Origin of the sequence: Streptomyces luteogriseus (assembly GCF_014205055.1) — a bacterium.
Classification (GTDB): Bacteria; Actinomycetota; Actinomycetes; order Streptomycetales; family Streptomycetaceae; genus Streptomyces; species Streptomyces luteogriseus.
In genome coordinates, this window is the sequence record NZ_JACHMS010000001.1 from 2,495,809 (window position 1) to 2,507,291 (window position 11,483).

General features: G+C 71.1%; 15 protein-coding genes. All 15 read right to left on the reverse strand.

Translation table 11 applies throughout. The annotated features are described in order from the left end of the window. Window positions 1–62 precede the first annotated feature (62 nt). A complete protein-coding gene (gene dprA, locus BJ965_RS10805; protein WP_184908468.1) occupies window positions 63–1,223 on the reverse strand; it encodes a DNA-processing protein DprA in 1,161 nt (386 codons plus the stop codon). After that, on the reverse strand, window positions 1,220–2,842 hold the full coding sequence (locus BJ965_RS10810) for a YifB family Mg chelatase-like AAA ATPase (RefSeq protein ID WP_184908469.1): 1,623 nt from the start codon (window positions 2,840–2,842) through the stop codon (window positions 1,220–1,222). Before BJ965_RS10810 ends, dprA begins: the two co-directional genes overlap by 4 nt. Continuing rightward, the gene (locus BJ965_RS10815) at window positions 2,843–3,244 is read right to left on the reverse strand and encodes a YraN family protein (RefSeq protein ID WP_184908470.1); all 402 of its coding nucleotides are present in this window, start codon (window positions 3,242–3,244) and stop codon (window positions 2,843–2,845) included. It abuts the gene before it with no gap. Window positions 3,245–3,320: 76 nt separating this feature from the next. Continuing rightward, the gene (locus tag BJ965_RS10820; RefSeq protein ID WP_003993268.1) at window positions 3,321–3,629 is read right to left on the reverse strand and encodes a DUF2469 domain-containing protein; all 309 of its coding nucleotides are present in this window, start codon (window positions 3,627–3,629) and stop codon (window positions 3,321–3,323) included. Window positions 3,630–3,685: 56 nt separating this feature from the next. Then, window positions 3,686–4,210: an NUDIX hydrolase gene (locus BJ965_RS10825; protein ID WP_184908471.1), complete on the reverse strand. Its 525-nt coding sequence runs from the start codon at window positions 4,208–4,210 to the stop codon at window positions 3,686–3,688. Then, window positions 4,200–4,979, reverse strand: a complete 780-nt coding sequence (gene lepB / locus BJ965_RS10830; RefSeq protein WP_184908472.1) for a signal peptidase I — start codon at window positions 4,977–4,979, stop codon at window positions 4,200–4,202. Before lepB (BJ965_RS10830) ends, BJ965_RS10825 begins: the two co-directional genes overlap by 11 nt. Before the next feature lie 51 nt (window positions 4,980–5,030). After that, window positions 5,031–5,993: a signal peptidase I gene (gene lepB, locus BJ965_RS10835; RefSeq protein WP_184908473.1), complete on the reverse strand. Its 963-nt coding sequence runs from the start codon at window positions 5,991–5,993 to the stop codon at window positions 5,031–5,033. Further along, a complete protein-coding gene (gene lepB, locus BJ965_RS10840; RefSeq protein WP_184908474.1) occupies window positions 5,881–6,975 on the reverse strand; it encodes a signal peptidase I in 1,095 nt (364 codons plus the stop codon). The genes lepB (BJ965_RS10835) and lepB (BJ965_RS10840) overlap by 113 nt, the downstream gene beginning before the upstream one ends. Continuing rightward, window positions 6,968–7,693 (reverse strand): signal peptidase I, encoded by a 726-nt coding sequence (gene lepB / locus BJ965_RS10845; RefSeq protein WP_184908475.1) that lies wholly within the window; start codon window positions 7,691–7,693, stop codon window positions 6,968–6,970. The genes lepB (BJ965_RS10840) and lepB (BJ965_RS10845) overlap by 8 nt, the downstream gene beginning before the upstream one ends. Before the next feature lie 45 nt (window positions 7,694–7,738). Beyond that, the gene (gene rplS / locus BJ965_RS10850) at window positions 7,739–8,089 is read right to left on the reverse strand and encodes a 50S ribosomal protein L19 (RefSeq protein ID WP_030852073.1); all 351 of its coding nucleotides are present in this window, start codon (window positions 8,087–8,089) and stop codon (window positions 7,739–7,741) included. Between the two features lie 134 nt (window positions 8,090–8,223). Then, a complete protein-coding gene (trmD, locus tag BJ965_RS10855) occupies window positions 8,224–9,057 on the reverse strand; it encodes a tRNA (guanosine(37)-N1)-methyltransferase TrmD (protein ID WP_030852070.1) in 834 nt (277 codons plus the stop codon). Continuing rightward, the gene (rimM, locus tag BJ965_RS10860; protein ID WP_184908476.1) at window positions 9,057–9,617 is read right to left on the reverse strand and encodes a ribosome maturation factor RimM; all 561 of its coding nucleotides are present in this window, start codon (window positions 9,615–9,617) and stop codon (window positions 9,057–9,059) included. The genes trmD and rimM overlap by 1 nt, the downstream gene beginning before the upstream one ends. A gap of 82 nt (window positions 9,618–9,699) precedes the next feature. Then, window positions 9,700–9,939: an RNA-binding protein gene (locus BJ965_RS10865; protein ID WP_031107040.1), complete on the reverse strand. Its 240-nt coding sequence runs from the start codon at window positions 9,937–9,939 to the stop codon at window positions 9,700–9,702. A 2-nt stretch (window positions 9,940–9,941) separates the two neighbouring features. After that, entirely contained in the window at window positions 9,942–10,358 is a 417-nt protein-coding gene (gene rpsP, locus BJ965_RS10870; RefSeq protein ID WP_030852064.1) for a 30S ribosomal protein S16, read from the reverse strand. A 295-nt stretch (window positions 10,359–10,653) separates the two neighbouring features. Continuing rightward, the gene (locus tag BJ965_RS10875) at window positions 10,654–11,256 is read right to left on the reverse strand and encodes a hypothetical protein (RefSeq protein WP_184908477.1); all 603 of its coding nucleotides are present in this window, start codon (window positions 11,254–11,256) and stop codon (window positions 10,654–10,656) included. Window positions 11,257–11,483: the final 227 nt, after the last annotated feature.

Sequence of the window (11,483 nt, forward strand, 5' to 3'; positions counted from 1 at the left end):
GGCCCCAACTTCCCGCATTCCAAGGGCTGTCGGGGTTCCCCCGGACGGCCGAACACACACGGTCAACACGGCCCGCGACCGTCGCGGACCGACATCACCGCCTGGCGTGTCAACTTCCAGCCGTCGCCGTGTCGTTCGACGTAACCGAGTGCTCGGAGTTCGTACAGTCTCGCGATCGCGTCGTCCTGTGCGGTCTGTGCGGATCGCGCGATCTCATCGGGCCGGGCCACCCCGCGTCCCGGCAGTGCGGCGAGCACCTGCCGTGCGGCCGGTTCCAGCAGGTCACGGGGCAGGACCGGGCCGCGCCGGTCGGGGGCCAGCTCCCCGATGTCACCGACCAGTTCGACGACGTCCGCGACGTCGGTGACCAGGGCGGCCTCCCCGCGCAGCAGATCGTGCACTCCGGCGGAGAGCCCGCTGGTGGCCGGGCCGGGCACGCCCATCGTGTGCCGGCCGAGGCGCTGTGCCGCCCGGGCGGTGACCAGGGAGCCGCTGCGGTGGGCGGCCTCGACGACCACCGTGCCGCGGGTGAGGGCTGCGATCACTCTGTTGCGCAGGATGAACCGGCTCGGCGTCGGATGGTCGCCGGGTGGCAACTCGCCGATCACCAGTCCTTGTTCGGCGATCCTGCTGATCAGCTGGGTGTGGCCGCGGGGGTAGGGCCGGTCGACGCCGCAGGCGAGGACCGCGACGGTGGCGCCGCCGGCTCCGAGCGCTCCGCGGTGGGCGGCGCCGTCGACCCCGTAGGCACCGCCGGAGACCACGACCCAGCCCTGCTCGGCGAGGCCGGCGGCGAGGGTCGCGGCCATGTGGGCTCCGTACTCGGTGCAGGCCCGGGCGCCGACCACGGCGACCGACTTCAGCGCCCACATCCGCAGACTGGGCCGGCCGCGCACCCACAGCCCCAGGGGCCGGGCATCCCCGAGATCGTCGAGCTGCCCCGGCCACTCCGCGTCCCCGGGAGAGACGAACCGCACCCCGGCATCCCGGGCGGCTGCCAGATCGCGGCCCGGCCGGGCGGCCTCCGCCCTGGCCAGGAGCCCGGCCCACCGCTTCCCGCTCGCCCCCGGGAGGGCGGGCCCGCCCTCCCGTAACCGCCGCACCACTTCCCCGGTCCCGAACTCCCGCACCCACCGGCCGCCGACGTCGTCACCGGGCTCGAGGACCCGGGTGAGAAGCACCCGGCCGAGCAGCTCGTCGTCCGGTTCCCCGACGACGCTCATGTCAGCGCCCCGATGGCCATGGGGACGCCGCGCGGCACACCGGTGCGCAGCTGGAGCGCGAGGGCGACGTCCGTGGCGTCGGGCCGGTCGTGGCCGACGAGATCGGCGACGGTCCAGGCCACGCGCAGGACGCGATCGAGGCCGCGGGCGGTCAGGACGCCCCGCTCCAGGTTCCGCTCGGCCTCGTCCATCGCGCCGGGCACGGCGTACCAGCGGCTGCGCAGCTCGCGGCCGGGCACCTCGCTGTTCGTGCACCAGGGGGTGCCCGCGAGACGCTCCACGGACCGCTCCCGGGCCGCCCGCACCCGGTCGGCGACCGTCGCGGTCGACTCGCCCCTGGCGCCGAGGGCGGTCAGCTCGGTGCGGGTGATGCGATCCACCTCGACGCGCAGGTCGACCCGGTCCAGCAGCGGGCCGGAGAGCCTGGCCTGGTAGCGGCGGATCACCGAGGGCGGGCACTCGCACAGGTCGTCCCGCCGCGAGAACCGGCCGCACGGACAGGGGTTGGCCGCGAGCACCATGAGGAACTTCGCCGGGAAGCGCACGACGCCCGCACTGCGCGCGATCACGACATGCCCCGCCTCCAGCGGCTGGCGCAGGGCGTCCAGGGCCTGGCTGTTGAATTCCGGCGTCTCGTCGAGGAACAGCACCCCGCGATGGGACAGCGACACCGCCCCCGGCCGCGCGATGCCCTGGCCGCCGCCGACGAGGGCCTGCATCGTCGCCGAGTGGTGCGGCGCGCAGTAGGGGGCGACGTCGATCAGTGGCTTGCCCGGGGGCAGCAGGCCCGCCACCGAGTGGACCGCGGTGACCTCCAGCGACTCCTGCCGGCCGAGCCGGGGCAGGATGGCCGGCAGCCGTTCGGCGAGCATCGTCTTGCCGGCGCCGGGCGGCCCTTCGAGGAAGAGGTGGTGCCCGCCCGCCGCGGCCACCTCCACGGCGGTGCGCGCCGAGGTCTGTCCGACGACGTCCGCAAGGTCATGGCCGTGGTCGTGGGCGGTCCCAGCGCTGTGCATGCCCGTGGCCGCGCCGGTCCCCGGCACGCGCAACCCGGCGAGGAGCGGGTCCGGGCGGCCCTGGTCGTCCTGTTCCTCGTCGGGCACGGGTTCGTCGGCCAGGATGGCGATCAACTGCCGCAGGCTGCGGACGCCCAGTACCGACACCCCGGGCACCAGGGACGCCTCGGCGGCGGCGCACTCAGGCACCACCACCTGCTCGTATCCCGCGTCGGCGGCCGCCAGCACCGCCGGCAGCACCCCCCGCACGGGCCGCACCCGCCCGTCCAGTCCCAGTTCGCCGATCATCACGATGTCGGCGAGAACGCGCGGGTCGATCCGCTCCGCCGCGCCGAGCACCGCCGCCGCGACGGCCAGATCGAAGCCGCTGCCGGACTTCGGCACCGAGGCGGGGCTCAGGCCGACCGTGAGCTTCTTCTGGGGCCAGGCCGCGCCCGAGTTGACGACCGCGGCGCGCACCCGGTCCTTGCTCTCCGTGAGGCTCTTGTCGGGCAGCCCCACCAGCGTGAAGGCCGCGACGCCGGGTTCGAGATCGGCCTGCACCTCGACGACCACGCCCTCGACGCCGACCAGGGCCACCGAACACGTACGGGCGAATGCCATTCAGGCCACCCCCCGCACGTGCTCGACCACGGCGGCGCCGCGGGCCGGCAGCAGCACCCCGACCACGTCGATGCGGACCCCGCCGGGCGGCGCGCCCCCGTGGGTCTGGATCCACCGCTCGGCCAGGTCCCGCAGCCGCTCCGCCTTCTGCGGGGTCACGGCCGCCATAGGATGCTCGAAGGGGCCTTCCCTGCGGGTCTTCACCTCGCAGACGACCAGGACGTCCCCGTCCCTGGCCACGATGTCGATCTCGCCGGTCCGGCCGGAGCGCCAGTTGCGCTCCAGGACCGTCAGACCGGCCTCGGCCAGCCGTCGTGCGGCCAGGCTCTCCCCGTACTTCCCCATGGCACTGCGTGCCAGCTGTGCGGCCATGTCGGCACCACCTCCGGCGCCAACGATCACGCACCGACCCCCAAGAAGTGGATCTTGGTGGGTGGCTCAGCGATTGTGGACAACTCCGTCACCCACTCGAGGAACCTCAGCCGCTCGGCAGCTCCAGGTCGCTCTTGTTCAGCTCCTCGATGTTCACGTCCTTGAACGTGAGCACGCGGACCTGCTTCACGAACCGCGCCGGCCGGTACATGTCCCACACCCAGGCGTCCGCCATGGACACCTCGAAGAAAACCTCACCCTGGACCGAGTGCACCTGCATCTCGTAGTCGTTGGTCAGGTAGAAGCGCCGCTCGGTCTCGATCACGTATTTGAACAGACCGACGACATCGCGGTACTCCCGGTAGAGCTTCAGCTCCATCTCGGTCTCGTACTTCTCGAGGTCCTCGGCGCTCATGGCATGTTCCCCTTCAGCCGTGCGATCCCCCCATTGTGCGCCAGTCCCGTGAGCCCCTAGACGATTTCCGGGTCAAGGATCACTGGCCTGGCCGGGGGACCTTCGTCGAGCAGCGTGCGCAGCAGCCCGGCGAGTCTGGTCGGATACACCGTCTCATGTGCCCGGCTCAGTTCCGGACACGTCCACCAGCGCGCTCCGGCGACACTGCGCCGTTCCAGCTCGGTCAGCCCCGTGGCGGCCACCGCCGTGCGGTCCGTACGGGCCAGGTAGTACCACTCGTCCTGGTCCCAGCGGCGGCCGGCGAACGGGAAGGAGCACCTCCGTCGCCACATCACCGGGCCGAGCTCGACCTCGGTGATGCCCGTCTCCTCGGCGAGTTCCCTCAGGGCGGCCTGTTCACGGGTCTCGTCGCCCTCCACGCCCCCGCCGGGGGTGAACCACCAGTCGTCGGCCGGATCGTCCGGTTCGTGCCCGTGCAGCAACAGGATGCGGTCCTGCGGGTCGAGCAGCACGACCCGGGCGACCTTGCGCAACCCGCCTTCGTGGGTGTCCTGGCCCGCTCCGACGGCCTCAGCCGACACCTGCGGGCTCCCCGCTCTCCCGGCGGGCCCGGGCGGCGCCGGTGCGCTTGGCGACGGGTCCGTAGGCGCCTCCGCCCAGGACGAGTACGGCGCCGGCGATCACCAGGAGGGTGATCGTCCGCAGCGGGCCGGGCGAGGAGAGGGCGCCGAGCGGCTCGAAGCCGGTGGGGCGCTCCAGCATGCCCTTCATCGGCCACACGACGGAGTCGACACGGGCGTCCACGGCGGAGCGCGCGACCGTGCCGCTGGCGGCGTCGGTCAGGTGGGCGGTGGAGTCCACGGAGTTGCCGCGCTCGTCACCGAGCAGGAACAGCCGGCCCTTGGGGACGGTCACGGTCGGGAAATTGCTCATCTCGGCCGGCGTGCCCTGGGGCAGGTACGTTTCGTCGATCTCCTTGCCGTTGACCTCCAGCTTGCCGTCCTGGCAGCAGGAGACCGTGTCGCCGCCGATGGCGACCACGCGCTTGACCATCGGCGCGTTGGCCCACGTCGCGTCCTTGAAGACGACGACGTCACCGCGGCGCACCTCGCCGCCGTCGACGCGCTGCGCCAGGATCCGGTCGCCGGCGTCGATCGTCGGGGTCATCGAGCTGGTGGGCACGGTGTACGGCCGGTAGACCACCGCTCCCCAGGCGAATCCGCCCAGGAACAGCACGAGGCCCAGTGCGACGGCCAGACCGGACAACCGCTGTCCGGTCCGGCTGCCCACCGGGCCGGTGCTCGGGCCGCCGCTGCGCGGGGCCGTGTGCGTCATGCTCTCGCCACCCATGGGTCCGCACCCTACCCGGGGGTACCGGCCGGGGTCAGCCCATGGTCGGGATCACTGCTTCCGGCGACGCCACCACACCACCGGCACCACACCGGCCAGTGCCAGGCCCTGCGGCGCGGCGGGCAGGCCCGCGGCGGCCGGCTGGGCGTTCAGCCCGGGCTGGTCGAAGGTGTCCGGCACCGGCAGGGTGCTCCAGCGGTTGATCGGCCAGGCGACGACGACGGCGCGGCCGACGACGTCCTTCACCGGGACCATGCCGTGGTTCTTGTCGGCCTGGTTGTAGCGGGAGTCCCGCGAGTTCTGCCGGTGGTCGCCCATGACCCAGATGTAGCCCTCGGGGACCTTCACCTTGAACTGGCCGCCCTGGTCGTCCTGGCTGCACGGCGTGTTGCCGGCGTAGACGTACGACTGCTCGTTCAGTGCCTTGCCGTTGACCGTGAGCGGGCCGGTGTTCTTGCACTCGATGGTGTCGCCGCCGACGCCGACGACGCGCTTGATGAGGTCCTTCTCCTCCGCGGACGGCATGAGGCCGATCCAGCTGAGGAACGTCTGCAGCGCGTTCGGGTCCGTGGTCGGCTCGCCGGCCAGCCAGTTGTCCGGGTCGTGGAAGACGACGACCTCGCCGCGCTCGGGCTCGGAGCCGAACCAGGGAGTGAGCTTGTCGACCAGGACACGGTCACCCTGCTGGAGGGTGTTCTGCATCGAGTCGGAGGGGATGGAGAAGGCCTGCACCAGGAAGGTCTTGATCAGCAGCGCCAGCACCAGCGCGATACCGATCAGGATCGGCAGCTCCTTCCAGAAGGAGCGCGGCTTCTTCGGGGTCCGGGCCGTGCCGCCCGGTCCCTGGTCCCCGGTTGTCGTGTGCTCGCCCGTCACCCCGTCGTCCTCGGCCGCCCCGGAGTCACTCCCGGAGGTCACGGCGCTGTCCGCGGCCGGGACGGCGGATTCCGCGGGGCGTCCGCGATGCTCCTCGCCGTCGTGTCCGGACCGTGCGCCAACCGCCACATCCCCCACGCCAACTCCTCACTCTGTGCCGCTGCCTGCCCCATACACGGCGCAGGCCCACCACTCCCATAACGAGCGGGAGTTCCGCAGGGGTCGGGAGCTGGATCGTCTCGTTCGAATCGTAGGAGGCAACCCTATGCGACAGTTCGGGAGCTGCGGTCGACCCGGGGGCCGAGTCGGACACGGAGGCGTACGTATTCGGTTCCTCCAGCATGTTCCAGTGTCCGAAGGGCCAGGCGATGACCATGGCACGGCCCACCACCTCGTCCTCGGAGACCGTGCCCCCGTAGTCGGTGTCCTGGTGGGCGCGGGAGTCCGCGGAGTTGTTCCGGTGGTCGCCCATCACCCACAGCCGCCCCTGGGGGACCGTGATGTCGAACGGCGTGTCGGAGGGCGCGGCGCCGGGATAGAGGTAGTCCTCGACCAGCGGGACGCCGTTGACGGTCACGCGCCCCTGCGTGTCGCAGCACTTGACGCGGTCGCCGCCGACGCCGACGACCCGCTTGATGAGGTCCTTCTCGTTCTCCGACGGCAGCAGGCCGATGAAGGTGAGCCCTTCCTTGACCTGCTTGATGACGACCGGGTCGGCCTTCTGCGTGGTGGGCTGCTCGTCCTGGAGCCAGCCGCCGGGATCCTTGAAGACGACGACGTCCCCGCGCTGCGGCTTCGAGCCGAACCACGGGGTGAGCTTGTCGACCAGGACGCGGTCGCCGATCTGGATCGTCTGCTCCATGGAGCCGGACGGGATGACGAACGCCTGGACGAGGAACGTCTTCAGTACCAGCGCTATCAGGACGGCGACGCCCACGAGGAGCGGTATCTCCTTGACGGCGCTGCGCCTGCGGCGCCGCTTGACCCTGCGCTGGAGCTTGCGGCGCTCGGCACGCGTACGGCCACCGCCGGACGGCCCGGCGGCGCGCCGGGCGCCGGTGGGCAGCAGATTCTCCGCGGGGCCCGCAGGGACGCCGCGCGGTTTGCCACGGTTACCCATGGGCGCCCGCCCTTCCGGCGGCCGGCACGCGCGCGTAGGCGTCGGGGCGGTGCAGCCGGGTGGCGTGGCCGAACGGCCAGATGATCCAGTCGGCGCGGCCGATCACGTCGCCGACGGGGATCATGCCGCCGCCCGGCGAGCCGAGATGGTCACGGGAGTCGCTGGAGTCGCTGCGATGGTCGCCGAGGACGAACAGGGTGCCGCCGGGCACGACGACGTCGAAGGGCACCGTGGACGGGCTGTCGCCGGGATACAGGAAGCCCGACTCGTCGACCGGCCGGCCGTTCACCTGGATCCTCCCCTCCCTGTCACAGCAGACCACGTGGTCTCCCCCCACGCCGACAACGCGTTTGACGTAGTCCGCGTGCCCGAAGTACCCGGTTCCGTCGAACACGACGATGTCTCCCCGCTGCGGCGCGGCACCGAAACGGTATGCCACCTTATTTACGAGAACCCGGTCCCCGATCCTCAATGCCTGCTCCATGGATCCGCTGGGGATCTGGAACGGGCGCACCACGAACGTGCTGAGCAACAGCAGGAACATCAGGCAGACCAGCAGGGTGAGGGTGATCCGGCCGCCCGGGACCCAGGCGCTGACCCGCGACACCAACGCGAAACGCGACCGGTCCTCCGGCCCTGCGGGTTCCGAGGTCGTTCCCTCGGAGCCGGAAGGGCGGGAGGAGCGGTCGCGCTCCGTCTGCTGTGCTTCGGTGTCCATCGGAGCCAGATGCTATCCGGCCCCGACGTGAACCCCGGAAGGCGCTCAGTTCTCGCGCTTCTCCTTGATCTTCGCGGCCTTGCCGCGGAGCTCGCGCAGGTAGTACAGCTTGGCGCGGCGGACGTCACCCTTGGTGACGAGCTCGATCTTCTCCACGATCGGGGTGTGCACCGGGAAGGTGCGCTCGACGCCGACGGAGAAGGAGACCTTGCGGACCGTGAAGGTCTCGCGCACGCCGGAGCCCTGGCGGCGGATCACAACGCCCTTGAACTGCTGCACACGGGAGCGGTTGCCCTCGATGACGCGGACGTGGACGTTGACGGTGTCGCCCGGGCGGAAGGCGGGGACGTCGCTGCGCAGCGACGCGGAGTCGACGGTGTCGAGCAGGTGAGACATGAGTCTGCTTTCCTCGCTGATGCCACAGGTCATCAACGGAAACTAGGTGTTTCGGATCAGGGGTGTGCGGGTCGGGGCGGACGTCGTCTCCCCCTGTGGCAGGGGCGCACGCCGGACGGACGCACAACAGCTCGCTATTCTTCCACGCCGTCGGTCCTGCGCCAAAATCGGCCGTACGGCTCCCCCGCCGGGTCGGGTGCCCAGCCCAGGATGGAGAGCATCTCGCGGTCCTTCTTGTCGAAGGCCTTGGGGTCGCAGCGCTCGATGAGGTCGGGCCGGTGGGCGGTGGTGCGCTTCAGGGCCTCGTCGCGGCGCCAGCGGGCGATCTTGCCGTGGTGCCCGCTGAGCAGCACGTCGGGGATGTCCCGGCCGCGCCACTCGGGCGGCTTGGTGTAGACGGGCCCCTCCAGCAGGCTCGCCATGGCGCCGGGCGCGAAGGAGTCGTCCCGGTGGGACTCGGCGTTGCCCAGGACGCCGGGCAGCAGCCGCGCCACGGCCTCCGTGACGACGAGGACGGCCGCCTCGCCGCCGGCCAGGACGTAGTCGCCGATGGACACCTCGTAGACCGGCATCCGGGTCGCGTACTCGTCGACGACACGACGGTCGATGCCCTCGTAGCGGGCCGGGGTGAAGATCAGCCAGGGCCGCTCGGAGAGCTGGACGGCGAGCTCCTGGGTGAAGGGACGGCCGCTGGGGGTGGGGACGATGAGGGCGGGCGCCCGGGAGCCGGTCTCGTAGCCGTCGGCCAGGACGGAGTCCAGTGCGTCACCCCACGGGTCGGTCTTCATGACCATGCCGGGGCCGCCGCCGTACGGGGTGTCGTCGACGGTGTTGTGCCGGTCGTAGGTCCAGGAACGCAGGTCGTGGACGTGCACGTTCAGCTGGCCACGCGCGCGTGCCTTGCCGACGAGGGAGACGTTCAGCGGTTCCAGGTACTCGGGGAAGATCGTGACGACGTCGAGGCGCATCACGACTCTTCCTGACCGGGGGCGTCTTCCCGGCTGGAGGCGATCTCGGCGCGGTCGTCGATCAGGCCGGGCGGCGGGTTGATGACGGCCTTCTGCTCCTCGAGGTCGATCTCGGTGACGATCTCCTCGACGAAGGGGATCAGCACCTCGCTGCCGTCGGGGCGCTCGACGATGAACAGGTCCTGCGAGGGCAGGTGGGAGATCTCCGTGATCCGGCCGACCTCGGTGCCGTCCGCGGTGACCACGTCGAGGTCCATGAGCTGGTGGTCGTAGTACTCGTCCTCGCCCTCGGGCATTTCCTCCGGGTCGATCTCGGCGATCAGGAGGGTGTTGCGCAGGGCCTCGGCGGCGCTGCGGTCGCTGACGCCCTCGAAGCGCAGCAGGAGGCGGCCGCTGTGGACGCGGCCCGTCTCGATGGTGAGCGGTCCCGCGCCGGCGGGATCGGTGGTGAGGACGGCGCCGGGGCCCAGCCTCAGCTCCGGCTCGTCAGTGCGTACCTCGACGGTGACCTCACCCTTGATGCCATGGGCACGGCCGATCCGTGCGACTACCAGCTGCACGTGTGCAATCTCCTGTCATACGACTGCGGGCCGGGGACGGCCCTCAGGCCTTCCCCGGCCCGAGCCGGTTGCGCGATAAGCGTCAGCGGACGTGGTCCACGTCGACGAGATCGACGCGGATGCCGCGACCGCCGATGGCGCCCACGACGGTGCGCAGGGCGCGTGCGGTGCGGCCGTTGCGGCCGATCACCTTGCCGAGGTCGTCCGGGTGGACCCGGACCTCGAGCACTTGCCCGCGGCGCAGGTTGCGCGAGGCGACCTGCACATCGTCAGGGTTGTCGACGATGCCCTTCACGAGGTGCTCGAGAGCCTCCTCGAGCATGCTCAGGCCTCGGTCGAAGCGGACTCGGCGGCCTCGTCCTTCTTCTCGGCCTTCTTCTTCTGGGTGATCGCCTCACCCTTGCCCTCGTCGTCGCCGCCGATGGCCTCGAACGACGGACGCGCGGCCTTCTCGGGCTGCGTCAGCAGCGGAGCCGGGGCGGGCTCGCCCTTGAACTTCTGCCAGTCGCCGGTCTTCTTGAGGATGGCCATCACGGGCTCGGTCGGCTGGGCGCCGACACCGAGCCAGTACGCCACACGCTCGGCGTCGACCTCGATGACCGACGGGTTGTACGTCGGGTGGTACTTGCCGATCTCCTCGATGGCCCGGCCGTCACGGCGGGTACGGGAGTCGGCGACGACGATGCGGTAGTGAGGCGAACGGATCTTGCCCAGACGCTTCAGCTTGATCTTGACTGCCACGGGAGTGGGTTCTCCTGGTTTTGACGTGGTTGGGCACGGCGGAAATGCCGCGTGGGGATTTGCGGTACCCGAGTGCCCGATGGACGCGTCAGCCGGAGGCGAGAGGGTTCCTGTGCGACTGTCGAGTACAGCTAGCCATTGTGCCACACCCCGCGGTTGCCCCGGGCCGGGGCCCCGGGCGGCCGTGCGGGCATGCCGAGAGCGCACCCGGCGTAGAGGTGGGGCACACCGAATGCGCGTCACGGCCCGAGCCCTGCGCCATGGACCGGCAGCCACGAGATGCCGGTGCGGGGCGTCAGCTCGCTGCCGCTCCCACGACGTCCGGGATCCGGAACGGCTTGCCGCAGCCGCCGCAGACGATGGGGGCCTGGGCGAGGACCGACGGGACGACGCGGACGTTGCGGCCGCAGTCGCACACGGCCTTGACGCGTACGCCGCCGCCGGAGGAGCCGTGCCGGGCGGCCGGTCCCCGGAAGGTGCGGGAGGTGTCGGAGGAGGTCGCGGCGGTGTGCGCCTTCAGGGCGCGCTGGAGACGCTCCATCGTCGGGCGGTAGCGCCGCTTCGCCTCGGGGGTGAGCGTGACCAGGGAGAAGCCGCTGCTGGGATGCGGTTCCTCGGGGTGGTCCAGGCCCAGCTCCTCGGCGATCGCGAGGAATCTGCGGTTGTGGTAGCGGCCGGCACGGGAGGTGTCGCGGACGCCGCGCGAGGCGGCGATGCCATGGACTGCCTCATGGAGCAGTCGCTCGAAGGAGAGCTCGTGACCGCACGCGGACGACGACTCCCCGATCAGGGACTCTGGCGCGGCAAGGTCGGGCAGCTCGGGGTGGTACCGCTGAATGTCGGCCCACGCCTGTGCCAGCTCTGCGGCGAGTACAGGTGGTGTCTGTGTCGTGCTCACGTAATGACAACGAGCCGGGGTGCCCCAGTGTTCCGATTCCGGGCCATCCCAAATAATTTGCACGTACCCGTCAGTTGCCTCTGATGCGTCCCGACGAGGGCGGGTGCGCCGATCTGCGGATAAGCCTCACAGCTCACCACAAGGTGGTGCGTAGCTCCGCGTACGCCCCGGCGCGTAGGCCCTGTCTGCGCGCCGGGATGCCAAGGGTCCGCTGATGCGCAAGAGGT

Bases quoted from the DNA above. Each gene is read 5' to 3' on its own strand.
- dprA (WP_184908468.1), bottom strand. From the start codon at position 1,223: ATGAGCGTCGTCGGGGAACCGGACGACGAGCTGCTCGGCCGGGTGCTT.
- BJ965_RS10810 (WP_184908469.1), bottom strand. From the start codon at position 2,842: ATGGCATTCGCCCGTACGTGTTCGGTGGCCCTGGTCGGCGTCGAGGGC.
- BJ965_RS10820 (WP_003993268.1), bottom strand. From the start codon at position 3,629: ATGAGCGCCGAGGACCTCGAGAAGTACGAGACCGAGATGGAGCTGAAG.
- lepB (WP_184908472.1), bottom strand. From the start codon at position 4,979: ATGGGTGGCGAGAGCATGACGCACACGGCCCCGCGCAGCGGCGGCCCG.
- lepB (WP_184908474.1), bottom strand. From the start codon at position 6,975: ATGGGTAACCGTGGCAAACCGCGCGGCGTCCCTGCGGGCCCCGCGGAG.
- lepB (WP_184908475.1), bottom strand. From the start codon at position 7,693: ATGGACACCGAAGCACAGCAGACGGAGCGCGACCGCTCCTCCCGCCCT.
- rplS (WP_030852073.1), bottom strand. From the start codon at position 8,089: ATGTCTCACCTGCTCGACACCGTCGACTCCGCGTCGCTGCGCAGCGAC.
- trmD (WP_030852070.1), bottom strand. From the start codon at position 9,057: ATGCGCCTCGACGTCGTCACGATCTTCCCCGAGTACCTGGAACCGCTG.
- BJ965_RS10865 (WP_031107040.1), bottom strand. From the start codon at position 9,939: ATGCTCGAGGAGGCTCTCGAGCACCTCGTGAAGGGCATCGTCGACAAC.